The 17,872-nt window shown below is 39.0% G+C and carries 19 protein-coding genes; 9 read left to right on the top strand and 10 right to left on the bottom strand.

The window, feature by feature from the left end; genetic code table 11:
- Positions 1–8: 8 nt before the first annotated feature.
- The 4 genes from tusC to fkpA all read right to left on the bottom strand — a co-directional run bounded on the left by tusC (position 9) and on the right by fkpA (position 2,224).
- A complete protein-coding gene (gene tusC / locus DV428_RS01565; RefSeq protein ID WP_114908453.1) occupies positions 9–368 on the bottom strand; it encodes a sulfurtransferase complex subunit TusC in 360 nt (119 codons plus the stop codon).
- Positions 365–745, bottom strand: a complete 381-nt coding sequence (tusD, locus tag DV428_RS01560) for a sulfurtransferase complex subunit TusD (RefSeq protein ID WP_114908452.1) — start codon at positions 743–745, stop codon at positions 365–367. The genes tusC and tusD overlap by 4 nt, the downstream gene beginning before the upstream one ends.
- On the bottom strand, positions 745–1,410 hold the full coding sequence (locus tag DV428_RS01555; RefSeq protein ID WP_114908451.1) for a helix-turn-helix transcriptional regulator: 666 nt from the start codon (positions 1,408–1,410) through the stop codon (positions 745–747). The genes tusD and DV428_RS01555 overlap by 1 nt, the downstream gene beginning before the upstream one ends.
- Before the next feature lie 88 nt (positions 1,411–1,498).
- Positions 1,499–2,224 (bottom strand): FKBP-type peptidyl-prolyl cis-trans isomerase, encoded by a 726-nt coding sequence (gene fkpA / locus DV428_RS01550; RefSeq protein WP_114908450.1) that lies wholly within the window; start codon positions 2,222–2,224, stop codon positions 1,499–1,501.
- Positions 2,225–2,321: 97 nt separating this feature from the next.
- Between fkpA and DV428_RS01545 the strand changes: the two genes are divergently transcribed.
- Complete coding sequence (locus DV428_RS01545) at positions 2,322–2,543, top strand: SlyX family protein (protein WP_005630530.1); 222 nt, start codon at positions 2,322–2,324, stop codon at positions 2,541–2,543.
- A 91-nt stretch (positions 2,544–2,634) separates the two neighbouring features.
- Here the strand turns inward: DV428_RS01545 and pgdx are convergent, their stop codons facing one another.
- Positions 2,635–3,360, bottom strand: a complete 726-nt coding sequence (gene pgdx / locus DV428_RS01540; protein WP_009499556.1) for a hybrid peroxiredoxin PGdx — start codon at positions 3,358–3,360, stop codon at positions 2,635–2,637.
- A 123-nt stretch (positions 3,361–3,483) separates the two neighbouring features.
- On the opposite strand from pgdx, the gene oxyR reads away from it, so the two are divergent.
- Together oxyR and fabR are read left to right on the top strand one after the other, a co-directional pair.
- Entirely contained in the window at positions 3,484–4,389 is a 906-nt protein-coding gene (oxyR, locus tag DV428_RS01535) for a DNA-binding transcriptional regulator OxyR (protein ID WP_005635648.1), read from the top strand.
- Positions 4,389–5,006 carry an HTH-type transcriptional repressor FabR gene (gene fabR, locus DV428_RS01530; RefSeq protein ID WP_005629669.1) on the top strand — a complete coding sequence of 206 codons (618 nt, stop codon included), beginning with the start codon at positions 4,389–4,391 and terminating at the stop codon, positions 5,004–5,006. The genes oxyR and fabR overlap by 1 nt, the downstream gene beginning before the upstream one ends.
- A 56-nt stretch (positions 5,007–5,062) precedes the next feature.
- On the opposite strand, the gene greB is transcribed toward fabR, so the two are convergent.
- Positions 5,063–5,539 carry a transcription elongation factor GreB gene (greB, locus tag DV428_RS01525; protein WP_114908449.1) on the bottom strand — a complete coding sequence of 159 codons (477 nt, stop codon included), beginning with the start codon at positions 5,537–5,539 and terminating at the stop codon, positions 5,063–5,065.
- 107 nt (positions 5,540–5,646) lie between these two features.
- On the opposite strand from greB, the gene DV428_RS01520 reads away from it, so the two are divergent.
- From DV428_RS01520 to DV428_RS01505, 4 genes are all read left to right on the top strand, one after another.
- Positions 5,647–7,959, top strand: coding sequence for a Tex family protein (locus DV428_RS01520; protein ID WP_114908448.1), 2,313 nt, complete (start codon positions 5,647–5,649; stop codon positions 7,957–7,959).
- A 125-nt stretch (positions 7,960–8,084) separates the two neighbouring features.
- Positions 8,085–10,505 (top strand): DNA topoisomerase (ATP-hydrolyzing) subunit B, encoded by a 2,421-nt coding sequence (gene gyrB, locus DV428_RS01515; protein ID WP_114908447.1) that lies wholly within the window; start codon positions 8,085–8,087, stop codon positions 10,503–10,505.
- Between the two features lie 147 nt (positions 10,506–10,652).
- Positions 10,653–11,327: a ribulose-phosphate 3-epimerase gene (rpe, locus tag DV428_RS01510; protein WP_114908446.1), complete on the top strand. Its 675-nt coding sequence runs from the start codon at positions 10,653–10,655 to the stop codon at positions 11,325–11,327.
- 45 nt (positions 11,328–11,372) lie between these two features.
- Positions 11,373–12,047 (top strand): phosphoglycolate phosphatase, encoded by a 675-nt coding sequence (locus tag DV428_RS01505; RefSeq protein ID WP_114908445.1) that lies wholly within the window; start codon positions 11,373–11,375, stop codon positions 12,045–12,047.
- Positions 12,048–12,367: 320 nt separating this feature from the next.
- Here DV428_RS01505 and hslU read toward each other — a convergent pair whose 3' ends face one another.
- Together hslU and hslV are read right to left on the bottom strand one after the other, a co-directional pair.
- Positions 12,368–13,702: an HslU--HslV peptidase ATPase subunit gene (gene hslU / locus DV428_RS01500; protein ID WP_114908444.1), complete on the bottom strand. Its 1,335-nt coding sequence runs from the start codon at positions 13,700–13,702 to the stop codon at positions 12,368–12,370.
- A gap of 10 nt (positions 13,703–13,712) precedes the next feature.
- Positions 13,713–14,240: an ATP-dependent protease subunit HslV gene (hslV, locus tag DV428_RS01495; RefSeq protein WP_005629407.1), complete on the bottom strand. Its 528-nt coding sequence runs from the start codon at positions 14,238–14,240 to the stop codon at positions 13,713–13,715.
- Positions 14,241–14,457: 217 nt separating this feature from the next.
- On the opposite strand from hslV, the gene aphA reads away from it, so the two are divergent.
- On the top strand, positions 14,458–15,165 hold the full coding sequence (gene aphA / locus DV428_RS01490; protein WP_114908443.1) for an acid phosphatase AphA: 708 nt from the start codon (positions 14,458–14,460) through the stop codon (positions 15,163–15,165).
- Positions 15,166–15,233: 68 nt separating this feature from the next.
- Here the strand turns inward: aphA and secB are convergent, their stop codons facing one another.
- Entirely contained in the window at positions 15,234–15,743 is a 510-nt protein-coding gene (gene secB / locus DV428_RS01485) for a protein-export chaperone SecB (protein WP_005629412.1), read from the bottom strand.
- 10 nt (positions 15,744–15,753) lie between these two features.
- On the bottom strand, positions 15,754–16,200 hold the full coding sequence (locus tag DV428_RS01480; RefSeq protein WP_005635667.1) for a rhodanese-like domain-containing protein: 447 nt from the start codon (positions 16,198–16,200) through the stop codon (positions 15,754–15,756).
- A 248-nt stretch (positions 16,201–16,448) separates the two neighbouring features.
- Between DV428_RS01480 and DV428_RS01475 the strand changes: the two genes are divergently transcribed.
- Positions 16,449–17,771 carry an anaerobic C4-dicarboxylate transporter gene (locus DV428_RS01475; protein ID WP_114908442.1) on the top strand — a complete coding sequence of 441 codons (1,323 nt, stop codon included), beginning with the start codon at positions 16,449–16,451 and terminating at the stop codon, positions 17,769–17,771.
- The last annotated feature ends 101 nt before the right edge of the window (positions 17,772–17,872 follow it).

The raw sequence follows: 17,872 nt of genomic DNA, 5'->3' as shown, positions 1-17,872 counted from the left end.
AATATTCCTTAGAAAGTAAACAACTTTTCTGCTTGATTAAGCTTTTTTATCAATAAAGAGCGGTCAATTTTTTCACAAGATAGGATGAGTTGCTCATTATCTAGCTTAAATTTCTGTAAAGACTCTGTGCATATAAAGCGTTGTTCTACATCATATAAATCTAATAATTTAAAGGTTCTAATGAAGTCTTTCTGTTGAATGATCTCAGGTTGTTGATGATTAATAAGATTTAGTACACCATCATCTATAAAAAATACGCCAATGTCATCTGGAACACAAAAAGCTGTTGCGGAAAGAATTACATCTAAGCCTTCTCGTGAAATGGATGTGCCATGTGGCGATGTGCGAAATAAAAAGGCTATCTTCATAGGGTTATTACTCGATCTGCTTTTAAACTTGCTGCCATAAATTCACCAAGGCCTGCAATTGTGAATCTCTCTGCAAGATTATTGTGACCTGTACTGGCTGTTATTAAGTTATCAACAACACCTCGTCGTTGAGATGCTGCAACACATAAATGCAAAGGAACATTGTGGGTAATAGAAAACATTTGCCAATGTTTTTGTAAATTAACTTCATCATTTGCTGGATACACTAATGCATTTCCGTTACTCACGCCATCTTGAAAGAAAAAAATCTGTGAGATTTCGTGTCCTTTTTTGATTAAGGCGTCTGCAAATTGATAAGCTAAAAATGCCCCTTGCTTTCCGTAAATAGGGCTTTTGACGGCGATAACATAGCGCATTATTCTTGCTCTTGTTTGATTTGACGGATGTACAGGTAAACCGTATGTCTGGAAATATCTAAGCGTTCTGCGACTAAATTAATCGCATCTTTAATATCAAAAATACCTTTTTCGTAAAGAGAAAGGACGATTTGTCGGTTTTTAGTATTATTGGCAACAGAGCGATCCGCATTGACTTCTTCTATTGTTTTTTCAATAGTCTGCGCAACCAAGTCTTCAACTGAACTCGCAAAGTTCACTGAAGATGTTTCATTCGTATGCTCCGTTGGTATAAAGCATTGCAAAAATTGAGATACGGGTACATCTAAATTGATATTGATACAAAGCAAACCAATAATACGTTGAGTTTTATTACGAATGGCAATAGTGACTGATTTCATCAGTACGCTGCCTTTTGCTCGTGTAAAATAAGGCTTTGAAACACTTTCGCTTTGCATATTTCGTAGCGAACGTAAGGCAAGATCGGTGATTGGCGAACCAACTTGTCGATTAGTGTTATGTCCGTTAGCAATACAAATAGCAGAATGTTCAATATCTTCTAGAGAATGAAGCACGATTTCGCAGTGTGCGCCAATCAGTGCGCTTACACCATCAACGACCGCTTTGTAGGAGTTTATGATAGTGCGATCTTCGTCGGTAAAAGGATATTTGTCGTTTAAAGTCATGGTGTTAGGTTAAAAGTGCGGTAAAAATTCTGCTCGTTTTTATAATAAAAAGCACGCGTTAAAGAACGCGCGCTATTAAACTCATTAATTATTTTGTAGTTTTTGGATTGACGTCTAATACTTCCACATCAAAAATTAATGTTGAATTTGGTGGAATAGATGCGCCAGCACCTTGTTCGCCATAGCCTAATTCAGGTGCAATAACTAATTGAATTTTTCCGCCTTTTTTCACTAATTGAAGACCTTCAGTCCAGCCTTTAATTACTTGATTAAGTTGGAATTCTACTGGTTGACCGCGCTCTACGGAACTATCAAACACTTTTCCATTTGGTAATTTACCCGTGTAATGTACTTTAACGGTATCTGTTGCTTTGATTGCATCGCCTTTACCAGCATTTTCAATTTTATACATTAAACCAGATTGTGTAGTTTTTACATCTTTACCTTTAGCAAATTCAGCACGGAATTTATCACCTTCTTCTTTTGCTTGTTTAGCAATCGATTCTGCTTTTGCTTTTGATGCAGCCATTAATTTTGCCTCAATAGATTCTAAGGTTTTTTGGATTTTTTCATCTTTACGAACATCCACTTTGCCTTCTAAGGCATCTTTTAAACCATCTAAAATACGCGCATTATCATATTTGATGACTTCTTTGTGTGAATCTACAAGATCTTTCATTTGACCGCCCATGAGCGCACCCACGGCATAAGATGCTGCTTTCTCATCGAATGCGCTATCCTCTGCAAAAACTTGGCCAGAAATCACCGCACTTACCATTAATGCTGCGATAGATAATTTTTGAATTTTTAACATATGAGTTAATCCTTTATAATGAATGGAATAATACGAGGAATAGATTAAATTGCTTTCTATCTATTCTCAACTTTTTTTTAGAATTTAGAGAAAATTTATGCAAATTCAACAAATGTTAGAAAATCGCATCGAGGAACTTGAAACGAAAATTGCATTTCAGGAACAGTTATTAGATGAATTAAATCACGCTTTAGTTCAACAGCAATTTGATATTGATAAAATGCAAGTCCAATTGCGTTATATGGCAAATAAATTAAAAGATTTTCAACCCTCTAACATTGCAAGCCAATCTGAAGAAACGCCACCGCCCCATTATTAATTTTTGCAATAAATTCGTACAAATGAAAAGGGCGCTTAATGCGCCCTTTAAATTACATTCCCAAATAATAATCAGCTAAATACTTGCCTGCTTATGCAAAGTATTTTTCCAAATCGTCGCTACCGCCAATGTGTTTACCACCGATAAACACTTGTGGAACAGTAGTACGACCTGAAACTGCACGTACGCTCACGATTGTTGCATCGTGACCTAATACGATTTCTTCGAAACTTAAGCCTTTATCGTGTAAAAGTTGTTTTGCTTTTGCACAGAAAGGACAGCCAGGTTTTGTGAAGATTGAAATAGACTCTTGCACTTGGTGTTGTGGTGCAAGGTATTTCAACATAGTGTCAGCATCTGATACTTTGAACGGATCGCCTGGTTCGTTTGGTTCGATAAACATTTTTTCAACTACGCCGTTTTTCACAAGCATAGAATAACGCCATGAACGTTTACCGAAACCTAAATCTTCTTTACCAACTAACATACCCATACCTTCGGTAAATTCACCATTACCATCTGGAATGAAAGTGATGTTTTCAGATTTTTCATCTTCTTTCCATGCGTTCATTACGAAAGTATCATTTACAGATACAACGAGAATATCGTCTACACCGTATTTTTTGAATACGGGCGCTAATTCGTTGTAACGTGGTAAGTGTGATGATGAGCAAGTTGGAGTGAATGCGCCCGGTAATGAGAACACGATCACTGTTTTGTTATCAAATAATTCAGAGGTAGTTACATCAACCCATTTATCACCCTGACGAGTGCGGAATGTCACTTGAGGGACTTTTTTTCCTTCCATATTAGACATTGTTTTTTTCTCCTATTGGTTGTTAATTTAAATTTTATGCGCTGTATTATAGAGAAAATTATGATATAGTCATAATCAATTAATTCTATTCTTTTAATTGAATTTTTCTATAGGGAAAATCTCATGAATATCCGTGATCTAGAATATCTTGTTGCCTTATCTGAATATAAACATTTCCGCCGTGCTGCCGATTCTTGTAATGTGAGTCAACCAACATTGAGTGGCCAAATTCGTAAATTAGAAGATGAGCTCGGTATTATCTTGTTAGAGCGCACTAGCCGTAAAGTGTTATTTACTCAATCTGGGATGTTATTGGTTGATCAAGCTCGCACAGTTCTTCGAGAAGTAAAATTATTGAAAGAAATGGCGAGCAATCAAGGTAAAGAAATGACAGGGCCATTACACATCGGTTTAATCCCAACAGTTGGTCCTTATTTGCTCCCTTATATTGTGCCAACGTTAAAAGCGGCATTCCCTGATTTAGAAGTTTTTCTTTATGAAGCGCAAACGCATCAATTATTAGAGCAATTGGAAACGGGGCGTTTAGATTGTGCCATCGTTGCCACTGTTCCAGAAACTGAGGCTTTTATTGAAGTACCTATTTTCAACGAGAAAATGTTACTCGCCGTATCAGAGCATCATCCTTGGGCGCAAGAAAGTAAACTTCCAATGAACCAGTTAAATGGTCAAGAAATGTTAATGCTTGATGATGGTCATTGTTTGCGTAATCAAGCACTAGATTATTGCTTCACTGCTGGCGCAAAAGAAAATTCCCATTTCCAAGCGACTAGCCTTGAAACTTTGCGCAATATGGTAGCAGCAAATGCTGGTATCACTTTTATGCCTGAATTAGCGGTACTAAATGAAGGTACGCGCAAAGGTGTGAAATATATTCCTTGTTATTCGCCTGAGCCATCACGCACCATTGCGTTGGTTTATCGTCCTGGCTCACCATTACGTAATCGTTATGAGCGTGTTGCAAGTGCGGTCAGCGATGAAGTTAAATCTATTCTAGGTGGGTTGAAATAATGGCTGGTGTTCGCGCTGTTCAAAAAGAAAAGACGCGTCGCGCTTTAGTGGATGCGGCATTTAATCAACTTAGCGCAGAAAAAAGTTTTTCTAATTTGAGTTTGCGAGAGGTTGCGCGCGAGGCTGGAATTGCGCCTACATCTTTCTATCGTCATTTTAGCGATATGGATGAACTCGGCTTAGAAATGGTGGATGAAGCAGGTTTGATGTTGCGCCAATTAATGCGTCAAGCGCGTAAGCGTATCGATGCTGGCGGTAGCGTTATTTCTGTTTCTGTGGATACATTTTTTGAATTTATCACTAATAGTACGAACGTTTTCCGCTTGCTATTACGCGAAAGCTCTGGAACATCCCAAGCTTTTCGTACTGCGGCAGCACGTGAAATTAAGCATTTTGTTGATGAGTTAGCAGAATATATTTCCTACAAACATCAATATTCGCAATATGTTGCTTATGTTCAAGCGGAAGGCATCGTAACAATCGTATTCACTGCAGGGGCTAATGCTTTAGATATGAGTAAAGCTGAACGTGAGCAACTTAAAGCTCGAGTGATTTTGCAGTTGAGAATGCTTGCAAAAGGCGCTGATTTTGCAGCGAATAAGGAAAGAGGCAAGTAAGATAGTTTGTATCTAGCCTATTAGTTTAGATATTCACTATCTTTTATTTTTCCGAGTTATTTCTCATACCAAATTTTATTCACATAAAGAGTGATAAAACCTGAAGGCGTTTCTACCCGCACTTCGTCGTCTAATGTTTTTCCGATTAAAGCTCGAGCAACTGGGGAATCAATGGATATCCAGTTTTTGGCAGGGGCAAATTCGTCACAACCGACGATACGATATTGCTTGATTTCACCTTCTTCATCCTCCAATTCTACCCATGCGCCGAAGAAGATTTTTCCCTCTTGCTTTGGGTTGTAATCGACAATTTGTAGCACTTCCAATCTTTTAGTTAAAAAACGTACTCGGCGATCAATTTCACGTAAACGACGTTTTCCGTAAATATATTCTGCATTCTCACTGCGGTCACCAAGAGCGGCGGCATCTGAAACAGCTTGGGTAACTTTGGGACGTTCTTCTTTCCACAAAAACTTGAGTTCTTGGTCAAGCTCATTCCAGCCTTGACGGGTAATATAATTTGATTTTGCCATAATAAAAATAAAAGAAAGTTTTTTGAATTATATTTGAGCCAGTCCGCTAAAACCAGTATTCTATCTTCGTTTTTTCTCGAATCCTTTCATAACAAAGAAGTATGACAATGTTAAATCAACAAATTAGCCAAATTATTGCAGCAGAATTAACCGTTCAACCCCAACAAATTCTTGCTGCCATTCAATTATTAGATGATGGCAACACCATTCCATTTATCGCCCGTTATCGTAAAGAAGCCACAGGTGGCTTAGACGACACCCAACTTCGTCATTTTGAAACCCGTTTAATTTATTTGCGTGAATTAGAAGATCGTCGTCAAACCATTTTGAAATCTATTGAAGAGCAAGGGAAATTGACTGACGAATTGCTCGATAAAATCTATGCAACACAAAGCAAAACCGAATTAGAAGATTTGTATTTGCCGTACAAACCTAAACGCCGTACGAAAGGGCAAATTGCCATTGAAGCCGGTCTTGAACCATTGGCTGATTTACTTTGGTGCGAGCCAAAAAATGATCCAGAATCAACCGCACTTTCCTTTGTTGATGCTGAAAAAGGCGTAGCTGATAGCAAAGCTGCGTTAGACGGTGCACGCTATATTTTAATGGAGCGTTTTGCTGAAGATGCAGGTTTATTAGCGAAAGTCCGTGATTATTTAGCGAAAAATGCCGTTATCGTATCCAAAGTGATCGAAGGCAAGGAAACGGAAGGCACAAAATTCCAAGATTATTTCGATCACCAAGAATTATTGAAAAATGTGCCTTCTCACCGTGCATTAGCTATGTTCCGTGGGCGTAATGAGGGTATTTTACAATTAAACTTAAATGCTGATCCTGATGCAGAAGAGGGAAGTCGTCAAAGCTATTGTGAAGAGATTATTAGTGATTATTTAGATGTGCGTTTCACGGGACAGCCTGCGGATAAATGGCGTGAGCAAGTGATTGCGTGGACATGGAAAATCAAAGTGTCGTTGCATTTAGAAACGGAATTAATGGCGAGTTTACGTGAAAAAGCGGAAGAAGAGGCCATTGATGTTTTCGCTCGAAATCTGACCGCACTTTTAATGGCGGCACCCGCTGGTGCGAAAAGCACCATGGGCTTGGACCCAGGCTTACGTACAGGTGTTAAAGTTGCGGTGGTGGATAACACAGGTAAATTATTAGATACCACCACCATTTATCCACACACAGGGCGTGAAGCTGAAGCACAAGTGGCGATTTTCAGCTTAATCCGCAAACATAACGTGGAATTAATTGCCATTGGTAACGGTACGGCTTCTCGTGAAACAGAACGTTTTGCGAAAGAAGTGATTAAAGAAATTAAAGAAAATAAACCACAAACCGTTGTGGTGAGTGAAGCAGGCGCGTCCGTTTATTCCGCTTCTGAATTTGCGGCAAATGAATTCCCGAATTTAGATGTATCTTTACGTGGTGCGGTCTCTATTGCGCGTCGTTTACAAGATCCATTGGCAGAATTAGTGAAAATAGAACCGAAAGCCATTGGTGTAGGGCAATATCAACACGATGTAAACCAAACTCAACTTGCGCGTAAACTCGATGCGGTGGTGGAAGACTGTGTAAACGCGGTAGGCGTAGATTTAAATACCGCATCCGCACCATTATTAGCTCGTGTAGCTGGTATGACAAAAACCTTAGCACAAAACATTGTGGAATATCGTGATGAAAATGGGCGTTTTGAAAGCCGTGCAGAATTGAAAAAAGTGCCACGTTTAGGGCCAAAAGCCTTTGAGCAATGTGCAGGCTTTATGCGTATTACTGAAGGGAAAAATCCACTTGATGCTTCAGGTGTTCACCCAGAAGCTTACCCTGTGGTCGAAAAAATTTTGCAAGCTACCGCGCAATCTATTCAAGATTTAATGGGTAATGCGGGTGTGGTACGTCAGCTTGATGCAAAACAATTCATTAATGAGCAATTTGGTTTACCAACGGTTCAAGATATTTTCAAAGAATTGGAAAAACCGGGTCGTGATCCACGCGGCGAGTTCAAAACCGCTGTATTTGCAGAGGGTGTAGAGGAAATCACCGATTTAAAACCTGGTATGATTTTAGAAGGTACCGTCACCAATGTGACTAACTTCGGCGCATTTGTGGATATCGGTGTTCATCAAGACGGTTTAGTACATATTTCATCATTAAGCGATAAATTCGTAGAAGATCCACATCAAGTGGTGAAAACTGGCGATATCGTAAAAGTGAAAGTGTTGGAAGTGGATGTGCCGCGTAAACGTATTGCGTTGACGATGCGATTAGATGAAAGTGCGGTCAAAAATGACGGCAAATCTGACCGCACTTTATCTACAAGACCTCGTGGAAATACGCAGCGAGAGGATCGTAGTTCAAGAGGTAATAATGCGATGGGTAATGCCTTTGCTGATGCACTAAAAAATTGGAAAAAATAACAAGTTATAGGGCGAAATTACTCGCCCTTTTTTTATATCTTTCCTTTCCCGAAAAGCATCGCCAAAACGGCGATTTTTTGCTATAATCTCGCCCAATTTTTATTTACAAAAGAATGAGATAAATTATGTCAGAAACGACCAATGATAACTATGGTGCATCGAGCATTAAAGTATTAAAAGGCCTTGATGCGGTGCGTAAACGTCCTGGTATGTATATCGGTGATACCGATGACGGTACTGGTTTGCACCATATGGTATTTGAAGTGGTGGATAATGCCATTGATGAAGCCCTCGCTGGCCATTGTTCCGATATTATCGTGACCATTCATGATGATAATTCTGTATCGGTGCAAGATGATGGGCGCGGGATTCCTGTGGATATTCATCCTGAAGAAGGCGTTTCTGCAGCTGAAGTTATTATGACAGTGCTTCACGCAGGCGGTAAATTTGACGATAACTCTTATAAAGTATCGGGCGGTTTACACGGCGTGGGTGTATCTGTAGTGAATGCGCTTTCTGATAAATTACAATTAACCATTCGTCGTCAAGGTCATGTTCATGAGCAATTCTATCATTTAGGTGAGCCACAAGCGCCATTAACAGTGATTGGCGACACAGAGGCAACGGGGACAACAGTTCGTTTCTGGCCAAGCTCAAATATTTTTGCTATCACAACCTTTGATTACAAAATCTTAGCAAAACGCTTACGTGAGCTTTCTTTCTTGAACTCTGGCGTGTCTATTCGTTTAATCGATAAACGTGATGGCTCTGAAGATCATTTCCATTACGAAGGCGGTATTCAAGCATTCGTCGAATATTTGAATAAAAATAAAAACCCAATTCATCCAAAACCATTTTATTTTACAGCTGAGAAAGATGGCATCGGAGTAGAAGTCGCCTTGCAGTGGAATGATGGTGTAAATGAAAACGTGTATTGCTTCACAAATAACATTCCTCAACGTGATGGCGGTACTCACTTAGCAGGTTTCCGTGGGGCTCTAACCCGTAGCTTAAATAGCTATATGGAAAACGAAGGTATGCTGAAAAAAGAAAAAGTGGCCACTTCAGGCGATGATGCGCGTGAAGGTTTAGTTGCAATTATTTCAGTTAAAGTGCCTGATCCAAAATTCTCATCGCAAACTAAAGACAAACTTGTGTCTTCAGAAGTTAAAAGTGCGGTGGAATCTGCGATGAATGAAAAAATGCAGGAATATTTATTGGAAAATCCAGCAGATGCAAAAATCATCGTAAACCAAATTATTATGGCAGCTCGTGCGCGCGAAGCAGCACGCAAAGCTCGTGAAATGACGCGCCGTAAAGGGGCATTAGATATTGCAGGTTTACCGGGTAAACTTGCGGACTGTCAAGAAAAAGATCCTGCACTTTCTGAACTTTACTTGGTGGAGGGTGACTCTGCGGGTGGTTCTGCAAAAGTTGGTCGTGATCGTAAAACTCAAGCAATTTTGCCATTGAAAGGTAAAATCTTAAACGTAGAAAAAGCGCGCTTCGACAAAATGTTGTCTTCCCAAGAAGTGGGCACATTAATTACTGCTTTAGGTTGCGGTATTGGTCGTGATGAATATAACCCAGATAAATTACGTTATCATCATATCATTATCATGACTGATGCTGATGTGGATGGTTCTCACATTCGTACGTTGCTTTTAACGTTCTTCTATCGTCAAATGCCTGAGCTTATTGAGCGTGGTTATGTTTACATTGCTCAGCCGCCACTTTACAAAGTGAAAAAAGGAAAACAAGAACGCTACATTAAAGATGCGGATGAAATGGAGCAATATGAATTAACGCTTGCTTTAGATGGCGCGGAATTACATATTAGCGCAAATGCACCAGCAATGAATGCCCTTGTATTTGAAAAATTGGTGGCAGAATATAATAGCGTGCAAAAACTTATCGGTCGCTTAAGTCGCCATTATCCAGCCCCTGTATTGCAAGGATTAATTTATCAGTCGCCAATTTCTGTCGAAATGATGAAAGACGAAAGTGCGGTTGAAAATTGGGGTAAATCTTTTGTTGAACAACTGACCGCAAAAGAAACAGAAGCTCATCAATATTCGGTGCGTACACAATTTAATGCGGAACGCCAAGTGTATGAAGCGGTGATTACCGTTCGTAAACATGGTATTGATACCGATTATTTCTTGAATTTTGATTTTGTTCACGGCAATGAATACGCGAAAATTGTTTCTCTTAATAAACAACTCAATGGTTTATTAGAAGAAGGCGCTTATGTCACACGTGGTGAAAAAGTACAACCAGTACGTAGTTTTGAACAAGCCGTTGAATGGCTAGTGAAAGAATCTCGTAAAGGCCTTGAAATACAACGTTATAAAGGACTTGGTGAAATGAACGCAGATCAACTTTGGGAAACCACAATGGATCCAAATTCACGTCGTATGTTGAAAGTTTCTATTAAGGATGCTGTTGCAGCAGATCAACTCTTCACGACCTTAATGGGAGATGAAGTTGAGCCACGTCGTGAGTTCATTGAGCTGAATGCGTTAAGAGCAAATTTGGACGTGTAAATTTTCGTCTATTTAATATTAATAACTGAAAGGGCACTCAAGTGCCCTTTCTTTGTTTATCTTGTTATTTCATATAAGGATTACTATTGGTTTTTTGAACTTAAGTGAGTAAACTAAATGCACTCATTTTCTCAACGGAGAACCTTTATGAAACCTTATCTTATCGCCCCATCAATTCTTTCTGCCGATCTCGCTCGTCTTGGTGATGATGTACAAAATGTACTTAATGCGGGCGCGGATGTTATTCATTTTGATGTAATGGATAATCATTATGTACCTAATCTCACTTTTGGGCCTGCGGTATGTCAAGCTTTACGTGATTATGGTATTACCGCACCGATTGATGTGCATTTAATGGTAAAACCCGTCGATCGTATTATTCCCGATTTTGCTAAAGCTGGTGCGAACTACATCACTTTCCACCCAGAATCTAGCGAACATATTGACCGCTCTTTGCAGCTTATTCGTGATTGTGGTTGTAAATCTGGATTAGTTTTTAATCCTGCAACGCCGTTGAGCTATTTAGATTACGTTTTGGATAAAGTGGATGTGATTTTATTAATGTCAGTTAATCCTGGATTTGGCGGACAATCTTTTATTCCTGCAACATTGAAGAAATTACAACAGGCTCGTAAGATCATTGATGAAAGTGGTTATGATATTCGTCTTGAAGTAGATGGTGGTGTGAAGGTTGATAATATTGCAGAAATTGCAGCAGCAGGTGCTGATATGTTTGTGGCAGGTTCCGCAATTTTTGGTAAGCCAGATTATAAACAAGTTATTGACCAAATGCGTACACAGCTCGCGAGTGTGGGCGCATAACCGTCGTTTTAATGAAATGCGATTGCAATAGAACAGAGAAAAACAATGAATACACAATTTAAACTTATTGGCTTTGATTTAGATGGGACGTTGGTAAATAGCCTGCCTGATTTGGCATTATCGGTAAATTCTGCTTTGGCTGAATTTGATTTACCGAAAGCGCCAGAAGAATTAGTGTTAACTTGGATCGGTAATGGGGCGCCTGTATTAATTGCCCGTGCGTTAGATTGGGTGCAAAAACAAACAGGAAAAGTTTTAACTGAAGAAGAGATTAAGCAGGTAACGGAGCGTTTTAATTTTTTTTATGGCGAGAATTTATGTAATGTAAGTCGTCTGTATCCGAATGTAAAAGAAACATTAGAAACCTTAAAAGAAAAAGGCTATGTTCTAGCAGTTGTTACTAATAAACCCACAAGGCATGTTCAACCAGTATTGGCTGCGTTTGGAATTGATCATTTATTTAGTGAAATGTTGGGGGGGCAATCTTTACCTGCCATTAAACCACACCCAGGTCCGCTTTATTATTTATGCGGAAAATTTGGTTTTGAACCACGCCAAGTGCTTTTCGTGGGCGATTCTAAAAATGATATTATCGCAGGTCACGCTGCGGGCTGTGCGGTTGTTGGTTTAACTTACGGTTACAATTACAATATCCCTATCAGCGAATCCAATCCAGATTGGGTGTTTGATGATTTTGCCCAGCTATTAACGATTCTTTAAGTTTCCTATGTTAACAAAAAAGTGCGGTGAACCTTGAACTTCCACAAAAACAGGATGCCTATTTAAGGTGCAGATGATGTCCGATTCTTACTAATTTCGTTTTAATTAGGATTTTAGTGTAACCGAATTAAATCAAAAACAGTTCGTGCTGATGTGACAGAATTTAGAGTTGGGCAGAATAAACTCTATTTTGTCCCATTAATAGACTTATAAAAAAGCTGAGTCCCGTACAATGCGGAACTCAGTATTTGCTTAACTGTTCAATTTTTGGGATGCAGATCCAAAATTCACCGCACTTTTTATGTGTAAAATTTTTATTCTTAAAGAATAAAACGACTTAAATCTTCATTTTCGACCACTTCGCCGAGTGCATCCGATACATAAGCCGCATCAATATTGATAGTTTGACCATTCATGTCGCTTGCACTGAAAGAAATTTTATCCATTAAACGTTCCATTACCGTATGCAAACGGCGTGCACCGATATTTTCCGTTTTTTCATTCACACGGAATGCAGCCTCAGCAATTTTCTTCACTGCATCGGTTGTAAATTCAATATTCACCCCTTCTGTTGCCATCAAGGCTTTGTATTGCTCGGTTAAAGAGGCATGTGGCTCCGTTAAAATACGCTCAAAATCAGCCGCACTTAATGCGGTAAGTTCCACACGAATCGGCAAGCGCCCCTGCAACTCTGGAATTAAATCTGAAGGACGAGCAACTTGGAATGCACCCGATGCAATAAATAAGATATGATCAGTTTTAACCATTCCGTGTTTGGTACTAACGGTCGAGCCTTCCACTAACGGAAGTAAATCACGTTGCACACCTTCACGCGATACATCTGCACCGCTATATTCACCTTTCTTACAAATTTTGTCGATTTCATCGATAAAGACAATACCATTTTGTTCTACCGCATCAATCGCTTTTTGTTTAAGTTCTTCAGGGTTAATTAATTTCGCTGCTTCATCATCAATCAAGGCTTTCAACGCATCTTTAATTTTCATTTTGCGTTTTTTCGTTTTATCTGAACCCAAATTTTGGAACAATGATTGCAACTGGTTTGTCATTTCTTCCATGCCTGGAGGAGCCATAATTTCAACACCCATAGACACGCCAACAGACACATCAATTTCGATTTCTTTATCATCTAATTGACCTTCACGTAATTTTTTGCGGAACGCTTGGCGAGTACTGCTGTGACTATCATGGCTTTCAACTTCGCCCCACTGATTTTTTGCTGGAGGAAGTAAAGCATCCAAAATACGCTCTTCAGCCGCATCTTCAGCTCTTGCTCTGTTCTTCGCAATTTCCTGCTGGCGAACAAGCTTCATCGCACTATCCGTTAAATCACGAATAATGGAATCCACCTCTTTCCCCACATAACCCACTTCGGTAAATTTCGTTGCTTCTACTTTAATAAATGGCGCGTTAGCTAATTTGGCTAAACGGCGAGCAATTTCAGTTTTACCCACACCAGTTGGTCCAATCATTAAAATATTTTTTGGAGTTACTTCGTGACGCAGAGGTTCTTGAAGCTGCATACGACGCCAACGGTTACGTAGCGCAATTGCCACTGCACGCTTTGCATCGGCTTGACCAATAATATGTTGATCTAATTCAGAAACTATTTCGCGAGGAGTCATTTCAGACATAGCTTTTTCCTTAATTCGGTAATTCTTCAATGGTGAAATTGGTATTTGTGAACACGCAAATATCACCAGCAATTTTCAAAGATTTTTCAACAATTTCACGAGCAGAAAGTTCAGTATTTTCCACCAATGCACGTGCTGCAGACAACGCATAGTTACCACCCGATCCGATTGCTAAAATTTGATCTTCTTCTGGTTGAACCACGTCGCCAATACCCGTGATGATTAAACTTTCTTTTTCATCCGCCACAATTAGCATCGCTTCTAACTTACGGAGTGCACGATCTGTACGCCAATCTTTTGCTAATTCCACCGCACTTTTTAGTAAGTGCCCTTGGTGCATTTCAAGTTTACGTTCAAATAATTCGAAAAGTGTAAATGCATCTGCAGTACCACCCGCAAAACCAGCAATCACTTTGCCATTATATAAACGGCGCACTTTTCGTGCATTGCCTTTCATCACGGTATTGCCCAAAGAAACTTGTCCATCACCGCCTACGACGACTTGCCCATTACGACGTACGCTTACAATCGTTGTCATTGTTCTGTCCTTTATAAAGTGAAAAGTTGTTTGTTATATGGCGGTAAATTAACAAAATTCAAGGGAAAATACTCTTTTGCCGATTTATTCGCCAAAAATAATAAAAAAATGTGAGCCTGATCATACTTCAAGATAGCAAACGTTTGCTTTAAATTGATATAAAACATAGAATGTGTATGATACATAGCATTCAATGACCATCCAACTAGGAGTTTTTATGAAAAATATGATTAAGCTATCTGTCGTAGCTTTATTAACCGCAGCAGCAATTCCAGCTATGGCAGGAAAAACTGAGCCTTATACTCAATCAGGTACAAATGCACGTGAAATGTTGCAAGAACAACCAATTCACTGGATATCAGTAGATCAAATCAAAAAAGAATTAGAAGGCAAAGGCCCAATTAATGTCAGCTTTGATATTGATGATACCGTACTTTTCAGCAGCCCTTGTTTCCATTATGGTCAACAAAAATATTCTCCAGGTAAACAAGACTACTTGAAAAACCAAGATTTCTGGAATGAAGTTAACGCAGGTTGCGACAAATACTCAATTCCAAAACAAATCGGCATTGATTTGATCAAAATGCACCAAGAACGTGGAGACCAAATTTATTTTATTACAGGTCGTACTGCAGGGAACGTGGATGGTGTAACACCTGTATTACAAAAAGCGTTTGATATTAAAAATATGCACCCTGTTGAATTTATGGGCGGACGTGAACGCACAACTAAATACAACAAAACCCCAGGCATTATTGCGCACAAAGTTACCATTCACTATGGCGACAGCGATGATGATGTATTAGCGGCTAAAGAAGCGGGTATCCGTGGTATTCGTTTAATGCGTGCAGCAAACTCAACTTATCAACCGATGCCGACTTTAGGTGGCTACGGTGAAGAAGTGTTAATCAATTCAAGCTATTAATTGACCGCACTTTAACAACAAAAAAGGCAAGTTAGGATTCCTAGCTTGCCTTTTGTTTTACCACTTAATTAGTGTTTAGTTTGACCTTCTTCAGATTTTTCTTCTGCATTTTCTGCTTGTTGGCGATTCATATATTCAACAAACAATGCATCAAAGTTTACTGGAGATAAATTCAACGCAGGGAACGTGCCGCGATTTACTAAGTTAGACACTAATTCACGCGCATAAGGGAAAAGCATATTTGGGCATTGAGAGGTTAAACAATGCGCCATTTGAACATCTTCTAAACCGCTAATAGTGAATACGCCCGCTTGTTTTACTTCACAAATAAATGCGACATCACCACTATCTTCAAGTGTAGTTTCAACAGAAATGTTTAATACCACTTCATATAAGTCATCACCAACTTGAGTCGTTTCGGTGCTTAAATCAAAACCAAGTTTTGGTTTCCATTCTTGTTGGAAAATATGTGGAAGATTTGGTGCTTCAAAAGACACATCTTTTACATAAATACGTTGAATTTGAAGAACGGGTTGTTGTTCTTCTGTTGCTGCAACGTCTTGTTTTTGTTCTGACATTTTCGATTCCTTATTTATGTTTTTTAACTAAAGGTAAATTTGCCGCAGCCCATGCAGAAATGCCTTCTTTTAACACAAACACACGATTAAAACCTTGTTTCGCTAAAAGTGTAGCTGAAGCTGGTGCAGAAACACCGTTAATATCTACCAACACAATTGCTTTTTCTTTGTGTTGTTCAATTTTACCGATGTTTTGATTTTTAATTTCGCTTGGAAGTAAATTAATGCTATCAATGATATGACCACGTTGAAATTCTTCAATACTACGTAAATCCACCACAATAGCTTCATCCGCGTTGATTAAACGAATCACCTCATTGTGAGTAATTACTTTAAATTTACTCGTTGCGCCTTTATAGAAGGTATAAATTACCATCACGAAAATCGCAAACCAAGAAACCGCTAAAAGAGTATGTTTTTGAGCAAACTCTGTTGCCATTGGGATAAATTCTTGCATTGTTTTCTCTACTGATTAAGTACGTCAAAATAGGGCTCAAGTATAACCGCACTTGGGTTATCTTTCAAAAAAATTATTATGAACGTTAAATACCTTGAATTATACATCTATAACTAAACTAGAAATAACCGCACTTTTGACCACAATTTATTGATCCATGTTATGGAATCGATACCTATTTGTTGCTATATTAAGCGCTGTTTTAATAAATAAAACAAAGATGTTTTTTAATTAACTTAGGGGGCAGTATGTCTGCAATGTTCTTACTACAATTTGCCATCGTATTATTGTGTATCTTTGTGGGTGCACGTGTAGGTGGTATCGGGTTAGGTGTATTTGGTGGTTTAGGCCTTGCTATTCTTTCTTTTGGCTTTGGTCTAAAACCAGCAGGTTTACCTATTGATGTTATGTTTATGATTATGGCTGTAGTTTCTGCAGCAGCGGCAATGCAAGCGGCTGGCGGTTTAGACTATATGATCAAAATCGCAACGAAAATCTTACGTCGTAATCCTAAACATATTACTTTTATCGCGCCAGCAGTAACTTGGTTATTCACTTTCTTAGCTGGTACTGGTCACGTAGCATATTCTGTATTACCAGTTATCGCTGAAGTGAGCCGTCAAAATGGTATCCGTCCAGAACGTCCAATGTCAATGGCGGTAATCGCATCACAATTTGCTATCGTAGCAAGCCCTATTGCGGCAGCTGTTGTAGCGGTCGTGGCTTACCTTGAACCTCAAGGCATTCATCTTGGCGACGTATTAATGGTAACTATTCCTTCAACCATCTTAGGTATTTTTATTGCTTGTTTATTCGTAAACAAAATGGGTAAAGAATTAAAAGATGATCCAGAATATCAACGTCGTTTAAATGATCCAAAATATGCAGATATTTTTGCTTCTACCACTTCAGTCAAAGAAGTAGAAGTGAGCAAAACAGCTAAGATTTCTGTTTCTTTATTCTTATTTGGTTCATTACTTGTTGTAATCATGGGTGCGGTTCCATCTTTACGTCCAGTATTTGATGGTAAACCAATGGGTATGGCACACACTATCGAAATCATTATGTTATCGATTGGTGCGTTAATCATCTTAACTTGTAAACCAGATGGCACTGAAATCACTAAAGGTTCTGTGTTCCACGCAGGTATGCGTGCAGTAATCGCAATCTTCGGTATTGCATGGTTAGGTGACACCTTGATGCAAGCGCACATGACCGAAGTAAAAGAAATGGTGAAAGGCTTAGTTGAAACTGCACCATGGGCATTTGCTTTCGCGCTATTTGTACTTTCAGTATTAGTAAACAGCCAAGGTGCAACAGTAGCAACATTGTTCCCACTTGGTATCGCATTAGGTATCCCAGCACCAGTATTAATCGGTGTATTTGTTGCTGTAAATGGTTACTTCTTTATCCCTAACTATGGCCCAATCATCGCGTCTCTTGACTTCGATACCACGGGTACAACCAGAATCGGTAAATACATTTTAAACCATAGCTTTATGCTTCCTGGTTTATTGAGCATGCTTTTCTGCTTATTAATCGGTTTAGGTCTTTCTCAGGTTATTCTTTAAAATGTGATTCGATAACAAAGAACGGTGCTGAAATAGCGCCGTTTTTTATTTCCCAAATATAAACAGAAAAGAAATAAAAAAATACCGCACTTTACTATCTC

It is taken from the genome of Haemophilus haemolyticus, assembly GCF_003352385.1.
GTDB lineage: Bacteria > Pseudomonadota > Gammaproteobacteria > Enterobacterales > Pasteurellaceae > Haemophilus > Haemophilus haemolyticus_I.
This window is presented reverse-complemented; position numbering and strand designations above follow the sequence as displayed.